This window comes from Hyalangium gracile, from assembly GCF_020103725.1.
GTDB lineage: Bacteria > Myxococcota > Myxococcia > Myxococcales > Myxococcaceae > Hyalangium > Hyalangium gracile.
On the sequence record NZ_JAHXBG010000009.1, the window covers coordinates 349,253 to 373,933 of the forward strand.

At 68.0% G+C, this 24,681-nt stretch carries 19 protein-coding genes; 13 read left to right on the plus strand and 6 right to left on the minus strand.

The window, feature by feature from the left end:
* Positions 1-7: 7 nt before the first annotated feature.
* From KY572_RS20755 to KY572_RS20780, 6 genes are all read left to right on the plus strand, one after another.
* Positions 8-1,234, plus strand: a complete 1,227-nt coding sequence (locus tag KY572_RS20755; RefSeq protein ID WP_224244636.1) for an extracellular solute-binding protein — start codon at positions 8-10, stop codon at positions 1,232-1,234.
* Between the two features lie 92 nt (positions 1,235-1,326).
* Positions 1,327-3,342, plus strand: a complete 2,016-nt coding sequence (locus tag KY572_RS20760) for a carbohydrate ABC transporter permease (RefSeq protein WP_224244637.1) — start codon at positions 1,327-1,329, stop codon at positions 3,340-3,342.
* The gene (locus KY572_RS20765; RefSeq protein WP_224244638.1) at positions 3,342-4,220 is read left to right on the plus strand and encodes a sugar ABC transporter permease; all 879 of its coding nucleotides are present in this window, start codon (positions 3,342-3,344) and stop codon (positions 4,218-4,220) included. The genes KY572_RS20760 and KY572_RS20765 overlap by 1 nt, the downstream gene beginning before the upstream one ends.
* A gap of 25 nt (positions 4,221-4,245) precedes the next feature.
* Complete coding sequence (locus tag KY572_RS20770) at positions 4,246-5,058, plus strand: glucodextranase DOMON-like domain-containing protein (RefSeq protein ID WP_224244639.1); 813 nt, start codon at positions 4,246-4,248, stop codon at positions 5,056-5,058.
* A 95-nt stretch (positions 5,059-5,153) separates the two neighbouring features.
* Positions 5,154-7,346, plus strand: a complete 2,193-nt coding sequence (locus KY572_RS20775; protein WP_224244640.1) for a hypothetical protein — start codon at positions 5,154-5,156, stop codon at positions 7,344-7,346.
* Positions 7,347-7,429: 83 nt separating this feature from the next.
* Positions 7,430-8,437, plus strand: coding sequence for a glucodextranase DOMON-like domain-containing protein (locus KY572_RS20780; protein WP_224244641.1), 1,008 nt, complete (start codon positions 7,430-7,432; stop codon positions 8,435-8,437).
* 10 nt (positions 8,438-8,447) lie between these two features.
* Here KY572_RS20780 and KY572_RS20785 read toward each other — a convergent pair whose 3' ends face one another.
* Positions 8,448-10,154, minus strand: coding sequence for an alpha-amylase family glycosyl hydrolase (locus KY572_RS20785; RefSeq protein WP_224244642.1), 1,707 nt, complete (start codon positions 10,152-10,154; stop codon positions 8,448-8,450).
* On the minus strand, positions 10,154-13,321 hold the full coding sequence (locus tag KY572_RS20790) for a TIGR02266 family protein (protein ID WP_224244643.1): 3,168 nt from the start codon (positions 13,319-13,321) through the stop codon (positions 10,154-10,156). Before KY572_RS20790 ends, KY572_RS20785 begins: the two co-directional genes overlap by 1 nt.
* A 625-nt stretch (positions 13,322-13,946) precedes the next feature.
* Here KY572_RS20790 and KY572_RS20795 point away from each other — a divergent pair.
* A complete protein-coding gene (locus KY572_RS20795; protein WP_224244644.1) occupies positions 13,947-14,291 on the plus strand; it encodes a PilZ domain-containing protein in 345 nt (114 codons plus the stop codon).
* A gap of 52 nt (positions 14,292-14,343) precedes the next feature.
* Here KY572_RS20795 and KY572_RS20800 read toward each other — a convergent pair whose 3' ends face one another.
* Complete coding sequence (locus KY572_RS20800) at positions 14,344-15,501, minus strand: tryptophan dimethylallyltransferase family protein (RefSeq protein WP_317987875.1); 1,158 nt, start codon at positions 15,499-15,501, stop codon at positions 14,344-14,346.
* Between the two features lie 468 nt (positions 15,502-15,969).
* Between KY572_RS20800 and KY572_RS20805 the strand changes: the two genes are divergently transcribed.
* The 3 genes from KY572_RS20805 to KY572_RS20815 all read left to right on the plus strand — a co-directional run bounded on the left by KY572_RS20805 (position 15,970) and on the right by KY572_RS20815 (position 17,655).
* Positions 15,970-16,314 carry a PilZ domain-containing protein gene (locus KY572_RS20805; RefSeq protein ID WP_224244646.1) on the plus strand — a complete coding sequence of 115 codons (345 nt, stop codon included), beginning with the start codon at positions 15,970-15,972 and terminating at the stop codon, positions 16,312-16,314.
* A gap of 164 nt (positions 16,315-16,478) precedes the next feature.
* On the plus strand, positions 16,479-17,039 hold the full coding sequence (locus KY572_RS20810) for an acyl-CoA dehydrogenase family protein (protein WP_224244647.1): 561 nt from the start codon (positions 16,479-16,481) through the stop codon (positions 17,037-17,039).
* A complete protein-coding gene (locus KY572_RS20815; RefSeq protein WP_224244648.1) occupies positions 16,945-17,655 on the plus strand; it encodes an acyl-CoA dehydrogenase family protein in 711 nt (236 codons plus the stop codon). The genes KY572_RS20810 and KY572_RS20815 overlap by 95 nt, the downstream gene beginning before the upstream one ends.
* A gap of 53 nt (positions 17,656-17,708) precedes the next feature.
* Here the strand turns inward: KY572_RS20815 and KY572_RS20820 are convergent, their stop codons facing one another.
* Positions 17,709-19,142 carry an FAD-binding protein gene (locus KY572_RS20820; protein ID WP_224244649.1) on the minus strand — a complete coding sequence of 478 codons (1,434 nt, stop codon included), beginning with the start codon at positions 19,140-19,142 and terminating at the stop codon, positions 17,709-17,711.
* Between the two features lie 22 nt (positions 19,143-19,164).
* Entirely contained in the window at positions 19,165-19,761 is a 597-nt protein-coding gene (locus KY572_RS20825) for a hypothetical protein (RefSeq protein WP_224244650.1), read from the minus strand.
* A 228-nt stretch (positions 19,762-19,989) separates the two neighbouring features.
* Here KY572_RS20825 and KY572_RS20830 point away from each other — a divergent pair, with 228 nt between their 5' ends.
* The gene (locus tag KY572_RS20830; RefSeq protein ID WP_224244651.1) at positions 19,990-20,793 is read left to right on the plus strand and encodes a hypothetical protein; all 804 of its coding nucleotides are present in this window, start codon (positions 19,990-19,992) and stop codon (positions 20,791-20,793) included.
* A 67-nt stretch (positions 20,794-20,860) separates the two neighbouring features.
* Here KY572_RS20830 and KY572_RS20835 read toward each other — a convergent pair whose 3' ends face one another.
* On the minus strand, positions 20,861-22,249 hold the full coding sequence (locus KY572_RS20835) for a styrene monooxygenase/indole monooxygenase family protein (RefSeq protein ID WP_224244652.1): 1,389 nt from the start codon (positions 22,247-22,249) through the stop codon (positions 20,861-20,863).
* Positions 22,250-22,913: 664 nt separating this feature from the next.
* Between KY572_RS20835 and KY572_RS20840 the strand changes: the two genes are divergently transcribed.
* Positions 22,914-23,939, plus strand: coding sequence for an alpha/beta hydrolase family protein (locus KY572_RS20840; RefSeq protein WP_224244653.1), 1,026 nt, complete (start codon positions 22,914-22,916; stop codon positions 23,937-23,939).
* 9 nt (positions 23,940-23,948) lie between these two features.
* Positions 23,949-24,590 carry a phosphatase PAP2 family protein gene (locus tag KY572_RS20845; protein WP_224244654.1) on the plus strand — a complete coding sequence of 214 codons (642 nt, stop codon included), beginning with the start codon at positions 23,949-23,951 and terminating at the stop codon, positions 24,588-24,590.
* Positions 24,591-24,681: the final 91 nt, after the last annotated feature.

Sequence of the window (24,681 nt, forward strand, 5' to 3'; positions counted from 1 at the left end):
TCCCCACATGAAGAACCTGCGACTGCTGATCGCCGCCGTGTGCCTGTGCGCGCTCGGCCTGCTGCCTGTGACCGCCTCCGCCGCCGAGACGGAGATCGTCCTGTGGCACTCCTACCGCGCCGAGGAGAAGACCGCGCTGGAGAAGGTGGTGGCCGAGTACAACAAGGCCAACGCCGGCAAGACGAAGGTGACGACGCTGGCCGTCCCCTACGACGCCTTCGCCGACAAGATCACCGCCACCGTGCCGCGCGGCAAGGGGCCGGACCTCTTCATCTTCGCGCAGGACCGGCTCGGCGGCTGGATCGAGGCCGGCAACACCATCGAGCCCATCGACTTCTACCTGGATGACGCGCTCAAGAAGCGCTTCATCCCCACCACGATGCAGGCGATGACGTACCGGGGCACCGCCTACGGCCTGCCGCTGAACTACAAGGTCATCGCGCTCATCTACAACAAGAAGCTGGTGCCCACCCCGCCCAAGACCTCGGGCGAGCTGGTGACGATGGCCAAGAAGCTCACCGACAAGAAGTCCGGGCGCTTCGGCCTGGCGTACTCGTACGGGGACTTCTACTTCCACGCGGCGCTGATGAACGGCTTCGGCGGCGGGGTGTTCGACGCGAAGTTCAACCCCACCCTCAACTCGCCGGAGAACCTGAAGTCCATCGACCAGCTGCTCAAGTGGATCGACAAGGACGGCATCCTCCCGGCCGAGCCCTCCTCCGCGCTCATCACCTCGCTCTTCAATGACGGCAAGGCGGCCATGGTGTTCTCCGGCCCGTGGTTCCTGGGAGAGATCGCCAAGGGCATCGACTACGGCATCGCCCCGCTGCCCACGCTGGACGAGGCCGGCGGCAAGCCCATGCGCCCGTGGATGACGGTGGAGGGCGTGTTCGTGACGGCGCCCTCGAAGAACAAGGAGGCCGCCTTCGACGTGGCGAAGTTCCTCACCAGCGCGTCCTCCGCCAAGGTGCTCGCGCTCGAGGGCCGCCAGAGCCCGGCCACCAACGAGGTGTACACCGACGCCCAGGTCTCCAAGGATCCGCAGCTCAAGGCCTTCCGTGATCAGGTGGAGGTGGCGGTGCCCATGCCCAACGTGCCGGAGATGACCATGGTCTGGTCGCCGGCCACCAGCGCCATGAACGGCATCCTCAAGAAGACCTCCAAGCCCAAGGAGGCGCTCGACAAGGCCCAGCAGCAGGTGGCCAAGGACGTCGCGGGGCTGCGCAAGAAGTGAGCACCGCTTCATCGCAGCCCACGGGCGGCGCCTCCTCGGGCGCCGCCTCCCCCGGGAGCAGCTCCCCGGTCCCCTTCCCCGCAGGCTCCTCCTTGAATCCTCCTCAGACGACTCCCCCCGGCCCGCGGCGGCCGCGCGTGCTGGTGGGGCTGGCCCTGGCGCTCGGCCTGGGGCTGGCGGTGGCGTACGCCTTGCTGATCCGCGCGCGTGAAGACGCAGACAGCGGCCTCGAGCAGCGCCAGGACATCATCTCCCTCAACGCCCTGTCGGAGCTCGCGCGGCGCGCGGGAGGCAGTGGCGACGGGGTGCGCGCCGTCGTCGCCGCGGTGAAGGAGCAGCTCCTCCCCGGCCGGTGGGTGCGCGTCATCGCCTTCTCCGGCATCCAGCTGGAGGCCTCGACGTTCCCGGAGGACCAGGGCGACAAGGCCCCGCCGCGGCGGCTGTCGCGCGAGGAGAAGCCCATCTACGATCGCGGGCAGCGGCTGCGCGCCGCGGTGGAGACCAACCGCGAGGAGGGCAACGCCCGCAAGCCCGAGCTCGAGCGGGCGGAGCTGCCCGGCACCGGGACGGCGGGGCAGCTCAACGGCGGGCTGCTGTACTCCGCGCCGGTGGAGGTGGACGGAGCGGTGGTGGGCATGGTGGAGCTGGCCACGCCGCCGCAGCTGGCCGCCGCGCCCCAGCCTCAAGAACAGGGCGTGGAGCGCCCCGGGCTGGGGCCGGTGCTGCTGGCCTTCTTCCTGCCGCTGCTGGCGGTGCTGGGTGCGTCCTTCGCGCCGCTGCGTCGCCAGTGGCAGCTGGTGGCGGTGGCGGCGGTGGCCTTCGTGGCGGGGCTGGGCGGCTACGCCACGTACTCCATGCGCTTGCTCGAGGACGGCGTGCGCGGCTCCCAGGCCCGGGTGGGCGAGCACCTGCGCGGCGTGACGGAGAAGGCCCAGGCGCTCATCACCGCGCAGAACCTGGCGGCCGAGCCGGCGCTCCAGCCCGACACCTGGGACACGGACTTCTACCGCCGCTCGCTGGGGCTGCTCACCGCCCAGGCCACGGTGAACGAGGCCGTCGTCACCCAGCGCGCGACCACGCTGCAGGGCCAGGCCGCCCGCGCCTTCCTCGGCCTGGGCGCGCTGGGGCTGGGGCTGCTGCTCTTCATCGGTCTGGGGGGCCTGCACCGCCTGGCCGCCACGGTGGTGGAGCACCGCGAGGCGTACGCCTACATCTTCCCGGCCATGCTGGGGATGCTGGTGCTCGTCTTCTTCCCCTTCTTCTACGGCATCACCCTCTCCTTCACCGACGCCAACCTCTACAACACCAACCAGCCGCTCACGGACATCTGGATCGGCCTGCGCAACTACGTGGAGATCCTCGGCGACTTCAACATCGCCCAGCGGGGCGAGGGCGGCGTCTGGGTCTTCAACTACCTGAACTTCTACTGGACGCTCTTCTTCACGGTGGTGTGGACCATCACCAACGTGACGATCGGCGTGTCCGTGGGCCTGCTGCTGGCGCTCATCCTCAACACGCCCAACCTGGCGATGCGGCCCCTGTACCGGGTGCTCCTCATCCTGCCGTGGGCCATGCCCAACTACATCACCGCGCTCATCTGGAAGGGCATGTTCCACCAGCAGTTCGGCGTGGTGAACCACGTCATCCGCATGTTCGGCGGGCAGGGGCTGTCCTGGTTCGAGACGCCCTTCACCTCGTACCTCACGGCGCTGGCCACCAACGGCTGGCTCAGCTTCCCCTTCATGATGGTGGTGTCGCTGGGGGCGCTGCAGTCCATCCCCATGGAGCTGTACGAGGCGGCGCGCGTGGACGGGGCCAGCCGGTGGCAGCAGTTCACCGCCATCACCCTGCCCTCGCTCAAGCCCGCGCTGGTGCCGGCCATCATCCTGTCGGTGGTGTGGACCTTCAACATGTTCAACATCATCTTCCTGGTGACGGAGGGTGAGCCGGGCAACTCCACCGAAATCCTCGTCACCCAGGCCTACAAGTTCGCCTTCCAGCGCTACCGCTACGGCTACGCGGCGGCCTACTCCACCGTCATCTTCGGCATCCTGCTGCTCTACAGCATGGTGCAGAACCGACTCTCGCGCGCCACGGAGGCGACCTGATGGCCACGCGTCGCGAAGGCTTCCCCCACCTGCCGCTCCACGTGCTGCTGGTGGTCTTCACCCTCTTCACCATCTACCCCATCCTCTGGGTCGTCACGATCGCCTTCTCCGGGCGGCAGAACCTGGCCATCGCCACGCTGCCGGCGGACCCCACGTGGGTGGACCGGCTGCGCGCCATCACCCCGTGGCCGGAGGTGTGGTCCCTGTCCAACTTCACCTCGGTGATGACGGATCAGCCGTTCGCCCGGTGGATGCTCAACAGCGCCATCATCGCCGTGGGCACCACCGTGGTGGGCGTCTTCCTGGCCTGCACCGCCGCCTACGCCTTCAGCCGCTTCAAGTTCCCCGGCCAGCGCACCGGCATGATGGCCTTCCTGGTGTCCCAGATGTTCCCGGGCACGCTGATGCTCATCCCCCTGTTCATCATCCTCGTGCAGTGGCTGGGGCTCGGCTCCTCGCGCCTGGGCCTCATCATCGTCTACGCCACCACCTCCATCCCCTTCAGCGTGTGGATGCTCAAGGGCTACTTCGACACCATCCCCCGTGACTTGGAGGAGGCCGCGCTCATCGAGGGTGCCTCGGTAGGCAAGATTTTCTGGAGCATCATTCTTCCCCTGGCCAAGCCGGCCGTCGCAGTCACGGCGTTGTTTTCTTTCATGACTGCCTGGAATGAGTTCATTCTGGCGGCTACCTTCATGGACCAGGAAGTCATGTACACGGCGCCGGTCGGGCTGCGCTTCTTCGTCGGCGGCTTCTCCCAGCAGTGGGGCTACTTCGCCGCCGGCTCCATCATCGTGTCGGTGCCCGTAGTGTTCCTGTTCCTGTTCCTCCAGAAGTACCTCGTCTCCGGCCTCACGGCTGGAAGCGTGAAAGGTTGAAGTCGTTTCCCCAAGGAGAGCCGTCATGAAGACCCGCCTCGCAAGCCTCACCCTCGCCGCATCGCTGCTCAGCCTCCCCGCCTTCGCCGACGGCAAGGTCACCTTCAAGGACCCGACGGGGGACGACAACGGCCCGGGCACCTACAAGTACCCGACCGACACCGTCTACAAGAAGGGCTCGTTCGATCTGACCGAGCTGACGGTGGACAAGAAGGGCAACAAGGTCGACTTCACCGTGGGCCTGGGCGCCAACCTGGAGAACCCCTGGAACATGAAGATGGGGTTCTCCACGCAGATGGTCTTCATCTTCATCGACACGGACGGCAAGGAGGGCAGCGGCCACACCGACGCGCCTCCGGGCCTCAACGTGCAGTTCGCCCCGGCCTCCGCCTGGGAGAAGCTGATCATCCTCTCGCCGCAGGAGTCCGCGCGCGTTCGCAAGGAGGTCGAGCTCAAGGCCGGCGGCCTGAAGGGCGACATCCTCGTCCCCGATCGCGTCAAGGGCAGCGGCAAGAAGGTCAGCGGCAGCGTGGACGGCGCGGGCCTGGCGGGAGACCCCAGCCAGTGGGGCATCCAGGTGGTGGTGCAGTCCAACGAGGGCTTCCCCGCCGGCAATGACATGCTCACCCGCAAGGTGAACGAGTACGAGGGCCAGCACCGCTTCGGCGGCGGCAACGACGGCGACTGCGATCCGCACGCCATCGACATCCTGGCCGGCAGCGGCAAGGGTGACGCCTCCGAGACCAAGGCCCAGCACGAGATGCTGAAGTACGAGTGCGCCGAGGACGGCAGCTCCAAGAGCAAGGCCACCCTGACGATGGTGCGCCAGGGCAAGTGACGCTGTAGCTGAGATTCACAAGGACGTGGCCGGACCGCCGCGGGGGAAGTCTCCCCGCGGTGCAGTCGGTCTGGCCCTGAGGAGGGGTTCACATCATGTCGAAGAAGTTCTTGCGGAAGAGCGCCATGGTGCTCGCCGCGACCGCTACCCTGCTGCCCGCGGCGCCCGCCATCGCCCAGGACGCGCCGAGGCTCCAGATTGGCGGCACCACCTACACCAAGTGGCTCTGGGGCAACCTGCGTGACCAGGGCGCCATGTACAACTTCACCACCGTGCCCGGTGAAGGCTATGGCGACAACGGCCAGGGCACCGAGCTGGAGCTCTTGCTCAACGCCCGGCTCTCCAGCCAGGTGGAGGTGCGGGGCCGCATCCACAGCCGCTTCAGCCAGAACTTCTGGACGAACTTCGGCGGCTTCGGTGGCGACCCGTCCAAGCCCTGTCTCAACGGAGACTGCGGCGAGTTCGATCCGCGCTCCAACCAGTACATCAAGCTGCGCGGCATCGCCGTGGTCCTCACGCCGGGCTACCTGATCGACTCGGCCACCATCGGCGCCAATGACTTCGGCCAGTTCGATCCGTTCGTCATCGGCCGCATCCGCTACATCGACCGCGACAACGCCCACGGCATCCTCGTGCAGGGCTCGGGCTTCGAGCGGCGCATCACCTGGGACGCCACGCGCATCAGCCTGCCCCGGCTGTGGGCCGGCCCGTCCTTCAGCACGGGCCTGTTCCACGCGGCGGACGCGGCGTACGGCTTCCAGACGAAGTGGTCGCTGAGCGACGCGCTCGAGGTGGGCGGCATCTTCAGCTACGTGCACGACGCGGAGGTCGCCCCCGCGGACGTGGACGGCAACCTGGACGACGGGCGCGACACGACGCCCCGCTTCCGCAACGGCGTGGGTGGCGTGAAGGCGGCCTTGCGGCTGAGCGACACGGTGGACATCCGCGGCTCGCTCTACCACTCGTACTCCAACGCGGACCCGGTGCTGACGCCCAAGGAGTTCGGGCTGAACGGGTACTCGCCGGTGCTGGCGGGCCGGCACGAGGACAACACCTGGAAGGTGGACGTCACGCTGAGCGATCCGCTGGACATCGGCCTGTCGGTGAACCTGCAGGGCTTCAGCATCGGCGCGGACTACGTGGCCATCATGGCGGCGCGCCGCGAGTCGGACGTGCTGCTCACCGAGGGCCACGACGGCAGCTTCGCCTTCCCGGGCCCCTCCAACGCGTCCTACGGCGTGTTCGGCGGCAACCCCACGCGCATCGGCTACGGCGGCTGGACGAGCGAGGCGCAGCAGCTGGCCACCATCAACGTGGACAACGACTTCACGGACTTCGACGAGCCCATGGCGGAGACGGCCATCGGCTGGAAGGGCTTCACCGTGAACCCCATCTGGGGCAGCGGCAACCTGGATCTGTCCGGTGAGTACTCGTACATCACCTACAACACCAACTGGCAGGCGTACGACGACCCCAACACCTCGTACCTGAAGACGCCGTACCCGACGACGGAGCTGGACACCGGCGTGGGCCACAACTTCCGCACCGCCTTCCAGCCCTTCCAGGACAAGCAGACGCACATCGCGGTGGTGAAGGGCCGCTACGTGCTGGACATCGGCCGCGGCATCGACGTGTTCGGCAAGGCCAAGTTCATCCGCGAGCAGGACAAGCGCATCAACGACGCGCGCTTCCTGCCGTACCAGGCCGGCGCGTGCCCGGGTGACGGGCAGCCGTGCCAGGACCTGCGCAACGAGTACGCCCCGGGCCTGTCCACGGCGGACACCTTCGGCAACCCGAACGTCATCGAGTCCAACGGCCAGACGGGCTACCAGTGGAAGCCCTTCGACAGCCTGAGCGATGACGACCGGCTGCTGCGCTACTACGCCTTCACGGCGGGCACGGGCTACCAGGTGTCGGACGACCTGTACGCCTCGCTGAGCTACACGAAGTACCTGGCCAACCTGTTCGACGGCAACACGGCCTTCCAGGCGTACAACCTCCACGAGATGGCCTCGGGCTTCCACAACAAGAACTCCATCGTGCTCAAGGCCAAGTACATCCTGGCGGGCGTGGAGTTCGGCGCGGAGGCGCAGTACGCGTTCGGCACCTTCAAGCCGAACTTCGGCTCGGGCTTCGTGTCCACGGTGGCGGACGAGCAGACGGCCAAGGACCACAACGTGGCGGTGGGCTCCGAGGGCTTCTTCAACCGCTTCAACGGTTGGAACAGCCTGGAGCGCCGCGAGTTCGAGCACTACCGGGCCAAGGTCTTCATGAAGGCCCAGTTCTAGTCAGCCGCTCGCTTCTTGCTTGAGAAGGGCCCGGCACGCGGCGACGCTGCCGGGCCTTTCTTTTTGCCCCAGGAGTCCTCTCCATGCCGCTGCTCCGCCGCTCCACCCTGCTGCTCGCGCTGGGGGCCATGCTGGCCAGTGCGTGCCTCTCGCGGGGCACGCGCGGTGACCCGTCGCTCCTCACCCTGGCGGACCCCCGTGGGGACGACCATGGGGATGGAGACCTGCGCTACCCGCTGCGCGAGGACATGCCGCCGGGCTCCATGGATCTGCTCCTGCTCACGGCGTATCCGGAGGAGGGCGGTACCCGCTTCGAGGCGACCTTCGCCCGCCCCATCGTCCGGCCGCAGTCAGGGCGCACGGTGGACCTGAGCGGGGAGACGCAGGCGCAGCGGGCGCGGTTCGGCTTCTACACCTTCAACCTGGACCTGTACGTGGACACGGACCGGGCGCAGGGCTCGGGCCGCACGGACACGCTGCCGGGCCGGAACCTCACGCTGGCGCCCGACAGCGGCTGGGAGAAGGTAGTCGTGCTCACGCCCCGGCCGTTCGATGCGCGCGACGCGCTGCGAGGGTTCTGGCTGCAGGAGGCCCGCGAGGAGCGGCAGCGGCAGCAGGGCGCGCTGAGCGAGGCCGCGGCACGCGAGGTGGACACGGCGGTGGAGCGCGAGCTGGCCTCGCGGGTGTTCTTCCCCACCCGGGTGCGCGTCACGGGCGCCACGGTGGAGTTCTTCGTGCCGGAGGACTTCTTCGGAGGCGCGCCGCGGCCGGAGTGGGGCTACGCGCTCGCGGTGACGGCCGCCTCGATCGAGAACAAGGTGGACATGCCGGCGCTGTTCGGAAAGTCCGGGCCGCGAGGGCTGATGGTGCTGCCCATCGGGCCGGGCGACTCGAAGGAGCGGCTGGGCGGCGGACGGCTGGGAGACCCGAGCCAGTCCCCGGTGGTGGACCTGATCGTGCCCCCGGGCGTCACGCAGGAGCAGGTGCTCGGGCCGAATGCGCCGCCGTGGCCAGCGGTGGTTCCCGCGGGCCCGGCGACTCCGGCCGAGGCTCCCGAGGCCGCGCCCCCTGCTCCTCCCTCCGAGGGGTGAGGCGAACGGCCTACGGCTTCAGGCGCCAGATGCCCGTGGCCCTCGCGGGCAGGGTGGTCTGCCACCCGCTCGCGGTCGCGGAGAGCGTCCCGACATTGGTGTCGGCGAAGAGCACCTCGGGCGTGCCGCCGGGGATGGAGAACGGGCCCGCGGTCACGTTGTAGTCCGAGAGGTTGTGCACCACGAGCACCCGCTCATCCCCCAGCGTGCGCACGAAGGCGAGCGCGGCCGAGACACCCTTGGTGGAGGTGAAGAGCTTGAGCCCTCCCCGGCTCAGCGCCTCGGAGGCATGGCGGGCCCGGATCAGCGCCCGGTAGCGCGAGAGCAGCGAGTTCGCGGCGTCCGTCTGCGCGGCCACGTTGCGACCCGACGCGTGCCCCGGCGAGAAGTTGAACCACGGCGAGCCCGACGTGAAGCCGCCACCGCCGGAGCCGTCCCACGGCATGGGCGTGCGCTTGGCCTCGTCGTTGTTCGTGGTGCCGTTGGTCATGCCCAGCTCCTCCCCGTAATAGAGGAAGGGAGCTCCGGGCAGGGTGAGCAGCAGCGCCGCGGCGTTGGCCAGCTTGCCCGAGTGAGCGTTGAGCTGAGTGGCCACCCGCACCATGTCGTGGTTGGTGAGGAAGGGCGCGTCGCTGACGCCCGCCGGGTAGGCGCTGGCCATCTCCGTCAGCTTCGCGGCGATGCTCGTGGAGTTGCCCGCGTTGAGGCTCGCGAGGATCTGCTCGGAGAGCGGGAAGTTGAAGTTCAGCGGCAGCTCGTCCCCGCCCGGCACGTCCTTCGTCGAGCCATAGTAGGCGGCGATGACGGGCGTGGTGCTCCAGTCCTCGCCCACGATGACGGCGTCCGGCTTCTCCTGGCGCACGTGCGCGGCGAACTCCTTCCAGAAGGCGTGCGTCTCCGGGGTGTCGGCCTGTCCGCCGCCCGCGCCCGTCTCGATGAGGTAGCGCGCGGCATCCAGCCGGAAGCCATCCGCGCCGCGCGAGATCCACAGCGAGGCCAGGCGCTTCACCTCCGCGCGCAGCTCCGGGTTCTGCATGTTCAGGTCCGGCATCCCGCCCCAGAACACGCCGTAGTACCAGGCGCCGTTGCGCGAGTGCCAGGTGGGCTCGTTGGAGAACTGGCTCCACGGCTGCTTCCAGCCCGGATCCTGATCCCTCCACATGTACCAGTCGCGCTTGGGAGAGGTGCGCGAGGAGGCGGACTCCACGAACCACGGGTGGCCCGTGCCCGAGTGGTTGATGACGAAGTCGAGGATGACGCGCATCCCCCGCCGGTGGGCCTCGGCGCACAGCTGCTCGAAGTCCTCCAGGGTGCCGTAGTCCGGGTTGATGCGCTCGTAGTCCACCACGTCGTAGCCGTGGTAGCTGGGCGAGTCGAAGACGGGCATCAGCCACAGCGCGTCCACGCCCAGGTCCTGCGTCGTGCTCGGATCGCCGTCGTTGAGGTAGTCCAGGCGCGAGATGAGGCCCTTCAGGTCCCCGTTCCCGTCTCCATCCGAGTCCTGGAAGCTGCGGACGAACACCTCATAGAAGACGGCCTTGCGGTACCACTCGCTGCCCGCCGCCGGAGCAATCTCCACCACGGGGCTCTGGGTCTCCGGCGTCTTCCCGGGTGGCTGCGGCCCGGGGCCTCCTCCCGAGCCCGAGCCCGAGCCACAGGCCAGACCGGACGACAGGGCGAGGACGACCAGCGAGGAACGCAGACGCGACACGAGCATCAAGACCGGCCCACCACCTTCTTGAGGAAGCTCCAGAAGCGGCCCGCGCGATCACGCAGATCCGCGCCACGCCGCTCCTCCGCCGCGCGCGCGGCGTTCTGGTCCACCTTGAGCTGACTGGCCAGCTGATCCGGCGTGTACCGCGTGGCCAGCGTCGCGCGCACCGTCTTGCGCGTGGTGTACTCGCGCGCCTCCACGAACAGCACGCACTCCGCATCCAGCTTGATGGTCACCGCCACCCGCACCGAGCCCTTCGGGCCTGGCGGCAGCCCCTCCAGGCGCACCGTGCCCAGGTACTCGTTGGCGGAGATGTGGTTGTCCTCGCCCTGGAAGATGGACAGCTCCAGCACCTCTTCGTCGTCCCGGGCCGTGGACACCGCGAACGAGCGCTGCGCCGGCAGCGGCGTGTTGCGCTCGATGACACGCTGGAAGGCACCGCCCGGCATCGCCAGACCGATGGTCATCGGCAGCACGTCGATGAGCACCACGCTGCTCACCTTCTCCAGCGCCGTCGAGTACAGCGCCGCGCCCAGGGCCACCGCCTCGTCCGCGTTCACACTGGAGTGCGCCGACTTGCCGAACAGCGCCTTGATCTTCTCGCGCACCAGCGGCATGCGCGCCTGCCCGCCCACCAGGATGATGTCGTCGATGTCGCTGGGCTTCAGCCGCCCGTCCAGCAGCACGTCGCGCACCACGTCCAGCGTGCGCTCGACGATGCCCGCGCAGATGCGCTCCAGGTCCGCGCGCGTCATCGTGAAGCGCAAGTCCCTGGGGCGGCCCATGTCGTCCATGACGAGCATGGGGATGTGGATCTCGTAGTGGTTGCGCTCGGAGAGGGCGATCTTCGCCTTCTCGGCCGCGTCGCTCATGCGCGACAGTGCGACGCCATCTCCCTGGAAGGCCACGTTCTCCAGTTGCTGGAAGCGCTCGAGCAGGAAGTCGACGATGGCGTTGTCGAAGTCGATGCCTCCGAGGAAGACGTCGCCGCCGGTGGCCAGCACCTCGAAGACGTTCTTCTCGATGCGCAGCACCGTGGCGTCGAAGGTACCGCCGCCCAGGTCGTACACCAGCACGCGCTTGTTCAGCTCGCGGTTGAGGCCGTAGGCCAGCGCCGCGGAGGTGGGCTCGTTGAGGATGCGCTCCACCTTGAGGCCCGCCAGCGCGCCGGCCTTGCGCACCGCCTCGCGCTGGGGCTCGGAGTAGTAGGCGGGCACCGTCACCACCGCGCGCTCCACCTTGTTCCCCAGGTGCTGCTCGGCCATCTCCTTGCACTCCTTGAGGATGAGGCCCTGCACCTCCTCCAGGGAGAGGACATGGTCGCCCAGGCGCACCGCCGCGCGGCCCAGGGTGTCGGGGACGATCTCGTAGTGGAAGCGCTCGCGCACCTGCTTCACCACGGCGCTCTCGTACGGGCGGCCCACCAGCCGCTTGGCGCCGTAGATGGTCTGCGTGGGGCGCATGACGAGCTGGCTCTTGGCGCGGTGGCTCACCAGCAGCTTGTTCTGCGCGTTGAGCGAGATGACGGAGGGGATGGTGTTGTAGCCCTCCTTCGAGCGCAGCACCGTGGGGCGCCCCCCCGACATGATGGCCACGCACGAGTTGGTGGTTCCCAGGTCGATGCCGATGATCGGCCCCGTGCCCGCCACCGGCGTCGGAGCCGGGAGGAAGACGGTCGGCGGCAGCACCATCCGGTTGGGAGGAGGCTCGGGCGGCAGCGGCCGGACCGGCGGAGAGGGCAGCACCTGCGTGGCACCCTCGGGCGCGGGCCTCGGCTCGGGGGCGCGCGGCGCCTCGACCCGGGCCGCGGGTGGGCTCGCGGGAGGCGGCGGAATCTGCCGAGGCGGCGGAGCCGAGGGAGGAGGCGGCGCGGCCTGCGCGGGCGCCTTGGGCTTCGGAGGAGGCGCTGACGGGCGACCACGCGCCCCACGCCGGCTCGGGTGTCCCGGCCTGTCCACCTCCAGGTCCTCGCCATCACCCAGGTCCAGCTCGAACTCCACGCCCTTGCCGGGCTGGAAGACATCCTCCGTGGCGTCCGCAGCAGACCGGAGCTTCGGCCCTTGCAGGCCCAGCTCCAGGTCGACGTCGAAGGCGGGCCTCGCCGGCGGAGCAGGCGCGGCGGCGGGGGCCGGCGGCGCGACGGCGGCGGCGGGAGGAGCAGGAGGCGCCGCGGGAGCAGGAGGCCGAGCCTGTGGCACCGGCGCGGCGGGCTGCACCGCGGGGTAGGCCTGCGCCACGGGCGGCGGCGGCGGGGGCGCCGCGGGACGAGCGGGCGCGGGCGGTGGAGGCGCGACGATGGGGGCGCCCTGGATGACGGGCGCCGACTCCATCAGGGCCTCGGCCTCGTCCAGCGGCATCCCCACGGCCACGGGCAGGTCCCCGCCCAGCGACTCCATCTCGAAGTCGATGTCGGGCATGGGCTCGTCGAGGACCTCGAACTTCACCTCGGAAGAGCCGGGAGAGGGCGTCGACGACGCGGAGATGAGCTCCTCGACGTCGATGTCCACGTCGCTGCTCGGAGGCGGCGGAACGGCCAGGGGCGCGGGCGTGGGGACGGGAGGCGCGAGAGGCTTCCCCGCCGACACTCCCAGGTCCTCGAGCTCGTCGATCATCGCGCCCAGGTCCACGCTCTCCTCCGCGCGGTCGTCCGCGACCACGGGGGCCATGGGTGGGACAGGCGCCTTCGGGGGCGCACCCTTGGGAGCAGCCACGGGCGCCACGGAGGGGGCGATGGCCGGCAGCCTCGAGGCGGTGACGCGCTTGCCCACCCGGTCCAGCATGCCCTTGGCCAGCATCTCCCGCTCGAGCGCCTCGGCGTCCGCGGCCGCGGCCGCGGCCTTGTTGAGCTGGAGCATCCGGTCGATGAGCGCCTGGGTGACGGGGTCCAGCTCCTGGAACTGGAGGCCCATGCCCGGCGGGCCCTCGGGATCATTGGCGGCGCGCACCCAGCGCACCACGGCGGTGCCGCGCAGCACCCGGACGCCGCCGGCGATCTGCACCTCGAACTTCACGAGCGTGCCCACCGGCTGCGGCGTGCGCGACCGGATGAACATGCCCCCAGGGCTCAGATTGGTAGCGAACTCCTCGGCGAAGCTCCCCACATCCGAGTGCTTGAGCTTCACCAGAAGACCGACGGCCTTCCGGTCCGTCGCGCGCCGCCCCTGTTCCATGATCAGAACTGTCGCGGCTCCGGTGCCTCCGGCTCAAGCTCTTAATGACCTTCCTGTTTGCCTGGCTGACCCTCGAACAGGGGTGTAGGCACATGCCTCACCGGGGCTCCTTCCATCGGACCTCGCCCCGCTCCAGGCGCAGGGTTGGCCAGCAGTGGCAGCCCTGGGAGGTTGGGCACTCGAATCCGAGAGATGTAGGTGCGCCAGCATGGCGGGAGCCGAAGCGCTCAGCGGTCGCCGTAGCGCTTCTCTCCGGCCTCGACACGCGGCTTGAGCCGGTTCTGCGATGGCGGCAGCTCAGGTCTCCAAAGAGCAAGAAGGCTTCGAGACAGGAGCAGCAGGAGGCGCGGCCCTCGCAAGAGCCGCGAGGCCCTGGGCGCTCAAGAGCAGGGGACGCCATCTCATGCCGTCGAAAATGGCAGGCTCGCTCGCACCTTGTCCAACGCTCCCCGCCCTCCTCCACACAGCCGCTCCAGCGGCTGGCGTACCGGCGTGAAACATCGTCGTGGAAAAAACACCACATCTCACGACACGACAAAATAATGGTGAGGGCGTTATGGTAGCGGCGGGGGAATGATTTCATTCCTCCTCACTGGCGAGCGGGCAACGCCGGAGGAGAGGGCACGTGTCTACCGACAACGAACGGCGTCGACACCAGCGCTACGATCTGCGGTTGCCCATCAAGCTCCATCGCGGTGACGAAGTCCTCGAGGCCAACATCCTCAACGCCTCCAAGAGCGGCTGCCTCTTGCTGTGCTCCACCCCGCTGGAGCCGGGCGGGCACATCGAGACCAGCATTCCCGAGTTGTCGCTTCCCCAGACGCGGCTGCACGTGGTGCGTTGCCAGTCGACACCGATGGGATACACGATCGCCGCGTATTTCGAGGCCGCGGCAGCGGATGAGACAGCCATCGCCCGGCTCGCGGACGAGCAGAAGGCGGAGCTGGCCCACCTTCGCTGGCTGAACTGATTGCGCGCCCCCGGGCAGGCGCCGGGAACGGCGCCCCCAGGAGCCCGAGTCCTCAGTGGAGCACGGTGGCGCTCTCGTCCTGCTCCATCTCCATGGGGAGGGACGGCGTGTGGTACGGATTCGCGCTGGCCGGCAAGCGCCCATAGGTCTCGGGCGAGAAGTACACGGTCACCCGCGGACGCTTCTCCATCCAGCGCACCGCCGCGTAGGTGTGGATTCCCGTGCCCACCTGTAGGGAACGCTGGGCGCAGGCCTCGATGGCCCCCAGGTACGGCCGCGTGTCGAGGGACTGCTCCTTGAGATAGGAGGAGATCCGCTCCTGGATCACGCTGTCATTGCGCGCGTAGTGAGACACGGGGAAGTACGCCGTCACGGCCTTGGGGCGGGAGTCGGAAGGGTCCGTGAAGTTGAAGCAGGTGACCAGACCCTTGCTGCAGTAGGGGCCCTCGGAGCCACCGCCCATCTTCCGGCAGAAGTCGGTGACGATGCCGGGCTCGTAGTGGCGGGCCACGCCGCAGAACTCGTCCACGAACTCCGCGGTGGCGCGGTGGTGGCGGAAGTAGAGCTTCGCCCGCGCGTCGGAGCGGTGCGACAGATCGAGCGCGAAGTAGCACAGCTCGTCCTGCCCCCCGCCCCGGCGCTCCATCATCTCCACCACGGTGGGCCACACCTTGTGGAAGCCGATCCGGCGGAAGGCCTCCTCGGCCAGCTTCGGAGCGCGCTCGCGCCCCAGGCACCCCAGGTTGAAGTAGGCCTTGAAGTCCAGGGCCTCGCCCTTGCCGATGGACGCCGAGTACCACGCGACGAAGTGGCCGCGGGCCTCCTCGGGCATCAGCAGGTTCTCGAGCGCGTGCAGCCGATCCAGATTGATGCCGTAGTTGCGCCGGAGCACTTCGTGCAGACGAAGGCTCGCGATGCGGTTGGCGCTCAGCGAGGCGGGGCGATCCATCGGCTCCACGAGCACGCGCAGCTGCGGCCCGGAGTCCTCGATGGTCATCGACAGTTCGTAGGGAGAGTGGTCGTCACAGACATCAGAGGGCCATGCTGGATTTCCGCTGGCTGGCAGATCGTGCCAGCTCGCAGCCATCGTCCGGAAGACCTCCTGCATCGCTTGCGTGCACGTATCATCCAGACCCAACCCGCGAGCGACCTGCCCCAGCTGATGACTGCCAGAGTGGACAAGCGTCCCCTTCAATCTGTTTGCCAGCATTGTTCCTCACAAGGACTAAGGGGAAGGCTCTTCCGGTTCCACCCTGCAGTGGGTCTGGAGTGCCCCCCTCCTTCCCGGTGGATCTAGAAGCAAATTACCGCCAGGGATGAAGTTTGTCCATAGTGCCACCACTCATTTTCACATAAACACGAAAAAATTCCACTGTAGACTTGTCCTACTGGGTCTGTGTTGACACATGAGTCGTGACAAACCCATCCTCGCGGAAGGATGCTTTCGCCAGTTTCTGGAAAACCTATGTTTGGTTCGCACCCGAGAGCGTGCGCGCGAGCCATCACCGCGTAATGACTGACACCCGAGACAGTCAAACCCGAGCCGGCAAAGCCCTTCGGCATACGTTGCTACAAGGACATACATCATCCGCCGTCAGTCAGGTTCGGTACGTTTCCCGCATGTGTATTGGAGAACTGCCCCTGCAGGTGCTCGGGCAACGCTTGAGGAGGCCTCATCGTGTCCTTCGATTCCGAGCGGCGTCGGCACCCGCGCTACCCGCTGCGCCTGGCCATCAAGCTCCATTACGGCAGGGAGCTGCTGGACGCCGACATCATCAATGCTTCGGCCAGCGGCGTGCTGATCCTGTGCGCCACTCCTCTAGAGCCGGGGGGCGTCGTCGAGGCCAGCATCCCCGAGCTGATGATTCCCAGAACCACGCTGCACATCCTGCGCTGCCATGCCGTGCCCATGGGGTACATGGTCGCCGCCTACTTCGAGGCGGTCATCTCGGATGAGGCGCCCTTCGCCCGGCTCGCGGAAGAGCAGGGGGCGTCGTTGGCCCACCTGCGCTGGCTGAACTGAGCCGGCGCCTCACCGGGCCGGGGCACTCGCCCACGCCAGGACTACCTGACGGCTCCTGAAGGGCCCGTCGGAAGATACCTCCCTGCCAGGTTGCCCCCTCCCTGCTGGGCGCCCTGGCACTCCGCCTTGGATCATGGCCAGGAATCCTCGCTATGCTCCCAGGCATGACCACCACCTCCCCCAACAGCTCGACGCATCCGCTGCTCACCGCCGCCCAGCAGCTCGCGCCCCGTATCGCCGCCCGCTCCGAGGAGATCGAGGCCGCCCGCAGGCTCCCAGCCGATCTCGCCCAGGAGCTGGCGAAGGCGGACCTCTTTCGTATGTGGATCCCCGAGGCCTACGGCGGGCACGAGGTGCACCCCACCGTGTTGCTCGAGGTCCTCGAGACGATCTCTCGCGCGGATGGCTCCACGGGCTGGTGCCTCATGATCGGCTCCGAGATCGGAGTGACAGCGGCGTGGCTGCCCGATGCGGCGGCGCGCACCATCTTCGGGCCCCGGGATGCCATCACCGCCGGCGTGAACGCGCCTTTTGGAATGGCCGAGCGCGTTCAGGGGGGGGTACCGCGTCACCGGGCGGTGGCCCTGGGCCAGCGGCAGCCAGAACTGCCAGTGGCTGATGGTGGGCGCGATGGTGACCCAGCAAGGACGGCCCAACATCTCTCCCGCGGGCATGCCCGAGCTCCGCTTCCTGGCGATGCCCGCGCGGGACGTCACGCTGCATGACACCTGGTACTCCTCGGGCCTCTGCGGCACGGGGAGCTGCGACATGGAGCTGAAGGACCTCTTCGTCCCCGACGAGTACAGCTTCGGGTTCATCAACGAGCCCCCGCGCATCTCGCGGCCGCTCTACTCCGTTCCGCCCTTCGGGCTGTTGACCATGGGGGTAGCGGCCGTCACGCTGGGCATCGCCCGTCGCGCCATCGACGAGCTGCGGGCGCTGGCGCTCAAGAAGCTCCTGATGCCGAGCCGCCAGCCTCTCGCCACCCGGGCGGGCGTCCAGACCGCCGTCGCCGAAGCCGAGGCTCAGGTGCGAGCCGCGCGGGCCATGCTCTTCGAGTCGGTGAACAGCACCTACGCCGCCGCCAACCGAGGCGAGATCTCCACGCGCAACCGGGCCGAGCTGCGGCTGGCCTGCACCCACGCAGTCCGCGCGTCGGCGCGCGCCGTGGACCTCATGTACGAGGCCGGCGGCGGCACCTCCGTCTTCCGCAGCCACCCGCTCCAGCGCTGCTTCCGGGACATCCACACCGTCACCCAGCACGTGATGGTGTCCGCCGCCACGATGGAGACCATCGGCAGCGTGCTCCTGGGGTTGGAGACTGACACCACCCTGCTCTGAGCAGGGCCCCGCGGCATCGAGCGGCCCCTCGAGGGCCGCTCGTCATGAATGAATCAGCCGAAGATGCCCGGCCCGGGGGTCAGCACGCCGTCGGGATCGTAGCGCCGCTTGGCTGCCGCGAACGCGTCCCAGGCCGAGCCAAAGTGCCGCTTCCAGTCCTCGTGGGAACAGCCAACGGCGCAGATCGCGTAGTGCGTGCCGCCCCAGCTCCGGTTGAGTTCGAAGAGCAGGCGGTTGTGCGCGACCATCTGCGCGGCGGTCCTCGTCTCCGGGGAGACCGTCCGAAGGATGTCGAACAGGAAGAAGGTGTCCTCATCGGGCACCCGGAACAGCGGTCGCGTGATGTGCTGGCGGTTGAACGGGTACAGCAGCAGCGGGAAGACGCGAGAGATCTCCGTGGGCGCAACCTCCCGGAGCACGTCACTGACGAAGCTCGCGATCCTCGAGGAGGGCACGAGCAGGTCGCACCAGGGATGCGGGCGCACGTACTGGCCCAGGCGCTTGAGCTCGCCGAGCTGCTGCGAGAGGGAATTCACCCACTCGAGATACGGCACGTCCTTGATGTTGCTCTGCTGATGCGAGAGCCCCGCCAGCATCCGCTCGTCGTCCGGCTGCGCGAGATACGAGGCCGAGTGCATCAGGTGTTCCCACTTCCCATCCGGGCCCGGGAACATGACGCCCAACACGTAGTCGAAGCGGCCATCCCTGATCGCCGTCAGCTCATCCTGGATCAGCGCCTCATGGCTCGCGTACTTGAGCCCGTAGAGGCGAACCCGCGCCGGCGCGGGGACCAGACGGAGCGTGGCCCGGACGATGATGCCGCACTGCCCCAGCCCGGCCAGCACCGCGTTGAACAGCTCCTGGTTCCGATTCGGGGAGCAGCTCACCAGCTCTCCCTCGCCTGTCACGACCCGGAGTTCCAGGACGGTGTCCACCTGCGTGCCATACCGGTAGCTGGTGCCGCTCACGCCTCCCACCGACAACGTCCCCCCCACGGACATCTCCAGCAGATCCGTGAGCACGGGAGGCGTGCGTCCCCGAGCGACAGCCCTGGAGACCAGCTCGCTCCAGAGCACACCCGCATCGACCTCGGCCCGGTCCTCGCCGATCGAGTAGATCCGGTCCAGCTTCCGCATGTCGATGACGATCCCCCCGTCCACCTGGGTGTGACCGAACATCGTGTGCGCGGTCCCCCGGGCTCCGATCTTCAGCCCGTGGGCGCGGGCGAAGCGAACCATGTGGACGACATCCTGCTCGGAGCCAGGCTGGAGAACCACGGAGGGCCGCCGGCTCGGCACCGCGAGCCCGAAGTCGTTGGCGGCGCCCTCCAACACCTCCGAGGAGACGAGCAGTCTCCCCTCCAGCGAAGGCAGCCTCTCGAGCCTCGAGCCGGTCTGCCCGGCGGTGAGCCAGCTCCCGCTGGCTACATCGAAGGCCGTCACCAGCCCCTGGGAGTCGGGGCGCAGCGGAGAGGATGTGTCAGGCATGAGGGCCTCCCTGGGTGGGGAGCTACTTCCAGCTGATCTGGTAGATGCACTTGTCTCCACCGCGGCTGCGGCAGGAGGCCCGGTCATGCGTGATGGTGGCCGTGGGCTTGAAGCGCTGGGCGGCGCCGCTCATCAACCCCTCATCGAAGGGGCACGGGTAGATGCTCGTGGACTCCACGGAGCCCTTGTTGGTGCCCTTGGTGTGGATCCACTTGTAGTGCCCGAGGTCATCCTTCATCTCGCCGGTGGCGGGATTGAACAGCGGCACGGTCCCCTTGCCGTGAACCATCTTGTAGGCGAAGTTCAGGCCCTCGAAGGCACTGGTGAGGTCAACGATCTGCGGCGGCAGCGGCTGCGTCCTGAACACCTGCAGGCCCACCTGGCGCACGGTGAAGTCGCCGAACTCTTCCTGGATGTGATCGAACACCCGCAGGACGCGATCCAGCGGGTACCACGCCGTCGGCTCGAACTGGGCGATCATGCTCTCGTCCGGCGTGCCAATACCCTCGCGGAGGAGCAACTTGCTGGCAATCAGCGTGAAGGACCCAAAGCCATTCATGATGGCCTGCATGTTCGTCCCAACGATGAAGTAGCCCTTGAGATTATCCCTGTCGAGCATGACCTTTTCTCCCCTGGAAGCTGATGGCCGTAGTCCCTTGAACCGACCACTTCACGGGACTCCAGCATGCGGTCCCTATAGTATCAAGCTGTTATCAGAGCAGTGAAGACGCCCGCGCCAGGTCCCCAAGCACCCGTCCTTGCGGGTAGGCCCGAATACGTGCGACTCATGTCCCCATGCCACCTGCGTTCGGTGGTAAGGCTGTACCAGCCTCCTTGGAGACAACCCATGAGCCAAGACCCGAAGGAACTCGCCCAGCAAGTTCTGGCGTACATCGAGAAACAGAGCCAGGCGCAGGGCGATACCGACTTCCTGAAGTTCGTCAAGAATCGCGACATTCCTGCGCGTCTGCGCCTCAGCTTCGCACTCTGCATGGCCCCCCTGGCCATGGGCCTGTCGGATTGGTTCATCCACTCCCTGCGGGACTATTCTCACGCTCCTGTCCCGAAATCAAAAGAGAGAGAAGAAGAAGATCGCGAGCTGCGGCGTGCGCTCCATGACCACACCGTCGTGGACGAGAACCACTGGGAGTGGTTCCTGGGCGACCTGAAGATCCTGGACCTCGACAAGAGCCTGTCCTTGACGGAAGCGCTCAGGCTCCTCTGGGGTCCGCACTCGATCCACTCGCGGCTGATCATCTACAAGCTCATCGCCCTGTCGCGCACCGCCAGCCCCATCATGCGCCTGACGGCCCTGGAGACCTTCGAGGAGGGCGCGGCCGTGGCCTTCGAGCTCTTCCGGGATGCGGGCAGGGAGATCTGCGAGAAGGAGAACAAGCCGCAGCTCTCCTATTTCGGCATGCCCCACAAGGAGCAGGAGGACGAGCACAGGGGGATCGATGTCAAGAGCATCCCGACGCTGATCTCCGAGTACAAGTGGACCGCTCCAGAGGTGGAAGAGGCCAAGAAGTACGTGGACGAGGTCTGCGAGTACTACACGAACCTGGGCAAGGAGCTGCTCGCCTACGCCTTGAAGACCAAGGAGCATGGCGGCAACGAGCTGTGGCCCGTCGCCTCGAAGAGGACCGGCTAGGCCCAGCGGAGTGACGGCCTACCTCCGCTGCCTCACCGGCGGGTAGCGCTGGCCCCAGGCCCGAGGCTCAGGCGGCGACCCTGTACTCGGGCACGAGCGGGTGGCGGGGCTCCAGGCCGCGCCACTGGCGGAACTCTTCCCGGGCCACACCCATGGCCCCGCTGGCCACGGCGCGAATCCACGAGCGGCCCGTCTTCTGCTCGATGTACTCATGAATCCTGCGCCGGTCCTGCATGATGGGGAACAGGGCCGCCGGATCATTGGCCATCTCGGCATAGAGGTTGGCCAGCTGCTGCGGGCCGCTCTCGTTGTCGAAGCGGCCGTCGCTGCCGTACTGGGCGAACATCAGATCTCGCGCGGCGGCCGAGGGCGGAGAGAGCATCGCGTTGGTGTACTCGTACGTCGCGCGCCCGTGTCGGGAGTAGAAGCGCTCGAAGGTCTCCGTCATCCACTGCGCATCGAAGGGCCGATCGCCGTGGGCGATGACGCACTCGACGAGGTTGCGCACCATCTTGTTGCCGTTGTTGGCGCCCTGGGCGGTGATGGGGTCCAGGGACATCAGCGTGTCACCGGCTCCCGTCACGATGCGGCCCGAGGGCAGCCGGCCCACGGGGTTGCGCACGGTCGGAGGAAACTTCCCCACCAGCCAGCCGAGGGGATCCGACAGCTCGCCTTTGCGGAGCCACTCGGCGTCCCAGGGGACGAACTCGCGCGCCGCCTCCTTGAGGGTGTCCAGCACCTGCTGGCCGCTGGTGGCGCCCTGGAAGCGGTCGAGGGGTCCTCCGGGCAGGGCCTCGATGACGATGTTCCAGCTCGCGCCCACATCCTTGTGCTGATAGGGCAGGAAGATCAGCTCCCCCACCCCACCGATCAGGTTGGCCTTCACCGGCAGCATGGGGATGCCGTCGAAGCCCAGGGTCGGGCCCCTCACGCACACCATGGCCAGGTGGCGCTGCGGCTTGTCGAACACGCTGCGCTCGAGGTTGCGCTCGAAGAGGTTGCAGAGGTCCGCGCGCCCGGTGGCCACGATGGTGAGATCGTGCTCGGCGGAGATCTCGTCCAGGCGCTCCACGGAGATCTTCTCCACCACCACCCGGCCGCCCCGCTTGGCCAGATCGAGCATCCAGGCATGGCTCTGCAGCCGCAGATCGACGGCGAGGGCGGGACGGCGGTTGCGGCCCGCGATCGTCAGCATGCGGTTGCCCGGCACCGGGCAGACCGTGAAGTGGATGCCGTCGATCCAGGGGGCGTCGTTCTCCCAGGAGGTGAGGCCCAGCTCCTCCTCGAACTGGAGCGCCATGTCGAAGCGCAGGGCCGTGCCGGTGGGCCTGCTCTCGTTCAGCCACTGCTCCGGAGTCTTGTCGGAGTACAGCGTCACCCCATAACCGGCTTTCAGCAGAGCATGCGCGGCGAGGAGTCCTGCCTGACCGGAACCGATGATGGCGATACGGCGCATGATGCCCTCCTGGAAATTCAGTGAGCCGGAGATGTCGAGCAGCAGGTGATGCGGTAGCGCGGGCCGGCGCGTGCGGACTCAGTTTGCAACGGATGTGCCCGGCCTGCTCCAGAAGCATGCGGCGCTGCGTCACGAGCCCCGGGCCCTACCTGCGTTCCCCCGAGACTCGCGAAGCGCCGCGCTCTGGCGTCGTTCTTTGGCTAGCTCAGGATACCTCGAACCTCTTGAAAGATGAGAATTCCAATCTGGATGGATTTCCAAGGGGGTTGATCAGGCTCGAATGCGCGGATTTGTCCTTCATCAACACCCGCTAACAGACAGGGTCATGCCTGACATCGGGGTCATGAGCGACTCAGAAGACCCGCCTAGCAGAACCCGGGGAATCAGGCCAAGCTCGGCTCACGTCGTCCGTCTCCTGGGGTTCTTTTTGACCTGAGTCATGAAACACCCCGCAATTGATCTGAAAAGTCGAAGTTGGATCTCCGAGCCCCTGCAAATCTGTTTTTCTCAACAATCTTGCAGGTGTACGCAGTTTCGGGTGAGGTGAGCCTCCTGCGCATCCGTAGCTCATGTTGTGGCAAATCAACCCCAGGGTAGGAGTTAACCAGGGGGAGGGAGTGGCGGCGTGACCTGGTGGGTCATGCGCGCCCTGGGAACCGCTTGAATGCACTGGATGGACGCGCTCGCCGCGAGGCTCACCACCCGTCGTCCTCGCTTCTTCCAAGAAGGGTGGGGCCCCCCGTCGCTGCTCGAGCGGCTCTCGCGGGGCCCCCAGGGCTTCGCGCTGCCGGAACTACACGAGGTGACACTGAGCCCCCCGAGGCGTGAGGGGCCCTTCCTGGTGCAGGAGGGGCGCTTTGCCAGCCCCGCGGCCGTGGGGCCTCTGCCCGCGGCGTGCGCGGAGGCCCGCTTCCAGCTCCTGCTCCCCCCGGACGCCGGGGCGCGCCCTCCGGTGTGCCTGTGGCTGGCCTCTTCCGGAGATCATGGCTACGGCCTGCGCCGCTTCCTGGCCCGGGGGCTCGTGGCCCAGGGGGTGGGCGCGATGCTGCTGGAGAATCCCTACTACGGCTCGCGGCGGCCCCCGGAGCAACAGGGCGAGGCGCTGCGCACGGTGGCCGACCTTCTGCTCATGTTCCGGGCCACGGCGGTGGAGGCCGTGGCGCTCCTGGGCTGGCTGCTGGCACGCGGGCACCCCAAGGTGGGTATCTCCGGCTACAGCATGGGAGGAAGCATGGCCGCCTATGCCGCCTGCTTCTTCCCGCTGCCCGCAGCCGTGGTCCCCATGGCCGTGGCGCACTCGGCGGCGCCCGTCTTCACGCAGGGGGTGCTGTCCGCCCTGCCCGACTGGGACACCCTGGGGCGCACGTGCGGTGGCGCGGAGGCGGCTCGCCAGCGGCTGGCGGAGCTGCTGGAGCGACTGTCCATCACCGAGCTCTCTCCGCTCGACAACCCTCGCCGCGCCATCCTGCTGGCCGCGCGCCAGGACGGCTTCGTCCCCTCCGCCTCCACCCTGCGGCTGCTGCGGCACTGGCGCGGCGCCGAGCTGCGCTACCTGAGCAACGGACATCTCCGCGGACTGTTCACGGGCCGCGCGCTCATCACTCGCGCCATCCTCGATGCGTTCTCCCGGGTGGAGCCCCTCCAGCTCCCCGCCGAAGCGCCCGAGGGCGGCTCTCAGGGCCCGGGATAGATTGCTTCCATGCTCCCTTCCGGCTTTCCCACCCGGGCCTTCGTCATCGCCGCGCTCTGCACGCTGGTCATCGGCGTCATCATGGCCCACACGCCCTTGCTCCCCGGGGACGTGGCCATCACCCGGGCCGTGCAGGCGCTCTCTCCGGGCACGCAGTGGGTGCCGGTGTTCGTCTCCACGGGCTACGCACCGACGAAGTTCATCCTGATGGCCCTGGCCTTGCTGGCCGTCTGGCGAATCGCCGGCCTGCGCACCGCCGCCGTGGTGCTCGTCGCCATCGTGCTGGAGCAGCTCCTCGCGGAGCAGAGCAAGGCGCTCTTCGGTCGCCCGCGTCCCTCACGCGAGCTCGTCCAGGTGATGGGCAACCCCTCCGGCTTCTCCTTCCCCTCCTCCTTCATCACGCTCTACAGCGTCACCGTGGGCTCGCTGCTGTTCGTCGCCCGGCGGGCGGCTCGCGGCGGCGTGCGCACGGGCATCACCATCGTGGGCAGCGCGCTGCTCGTCCTCGCGGCGGTGGCCCGCATCGTCCCCGGAGCCCACTGGCCCAGCGACGTGCTCGGCACCTATGTCATCTGCCTCACCTGGCTCCACGCGGTGTTCTCCTGGCACCGGCCGACCGGGCGTCTGGCCGCGAGCGCGGGAAGAAACTGACGGACGCAGCGCCACGGGGCGCTTGCCGCATCGCGGCAGCCGCGCCTCTGACCTGCCTGAGGGACAGGCCGAGCAGCAAGGCGCGTCACAC

Bases quoted from the DNA above. Each gene is read 5' to 3' on its own strand.
- KY572_RS20755 (WP_224244636.1), top strand. From the start codon at position 8: ATGAAGAACCTGCGACTGCTGATCGCCGCCGTGTGCCTGTGCGCGCTC.
- KY572_RS20765 (WP_224244638.1), top strand. From the start codon at position 3,342: ATGGCCACGCGTCGCGAAGGCTTCCCCCACCTGCCGCTCCACGTGCTG.
- KY572_RS20770 (WP_224244639.1), top strand. From the start codon at position 4,246: ATGAAGACCCGCCTCGCAAGCCTCACCCTCGCCGCATCGCTGCTCAGC.
- KY572_RS20775 (WP_224244640.1), top strand. From the start codon at position 5,154: ATGTCGAAGAAGTTCTTGCGGAAGAGCGCCATGGTGCTCGCCGCGACC.
- KY572_RS20780 (WP_224244641.1), top strand. From the start codon at position 7,430: ATGCCGCTGCTCCGCCGCTCCACCCTGCTGCTCGCGCTGGGGGCCATG.
- KY572_RS20785 (WP_224244642.1), bottom strand. From the start codon at position 10,154: ATGCTCGTGTCGCGTCTGCGTTCCTCGCTGGTCGTCCTCGCCCTGTCG.
- KY572_RS20790 (WP_224244643.1), bottom strand. From the start codon at position 13,321: ATGGAACAGGGGCGGCGCGCGACGGACCGGAAGGCCGTCGGTCTTCTG.
- KY572_RS20800 (WP_317987875.1), bottom strand. From the start codon at position 15,501: ATGCTGGCAAACAGATTGAAGGGGACGCTTGTCCACTCTGGCAGTCAT.
- KY572_RS20810 (WP_224244647.1), top strand. From the start codon at position 16,479: ATGACCACCACCTCCCCCAACAGCTCGACGCATCCGCTGCTCACCGCC.
- KY572_RS20815 (WP_224244648.1), top strand. From the start codon at position 16,945: ATGGTGACCCAGCAAGGACGGCCCAACATCTCTCCCGCGGGCATGCCC.
- KY572_RS20820 (WP_224244649.1), bottom strand. From the start codon at position 19,142: ATGCCTGACACATCCTCTCCGCTGCGCCCCGACTCCCAGGGGCTGGTG.
- KY572_RS20825 (WP_224244650.1), bottom strand. From the start codon at position 19,761: ATGCTCGACAGGGATAATCTCAAGGGCTACTTCATCGTTGGGACGAAC.
- KY572_RS20830 (WP_224244651.1), top strand. From the start codon at position 19,990: ATGAGCCAAGACCCGAAGGAACTCGCCCAGCAAGTTCTGGCGTACATC.
- KY572_RS20835 (WP_224244652.1), bottom strand. From the start codon at position 22,249: ATGCGCCGTATCGCCATCATCGGTTCCGGTCAGGCAGGACTCCTCGCC.
- KY572_RS20840 (WP_224244653.1), top strand. From the start codon at position 22,914: ATGCACTGGATGGACGCGCTCGCCGCGAGGCTCACCACCCGTCGTCCT.
- KY572_RS20845 (WP_224244654.1), top strand. From the start codon at position 23,949: ATGCTCCCTTCCGGCTTTCCCACCCGGGCCTTCGTCATCGCCGCGCTC.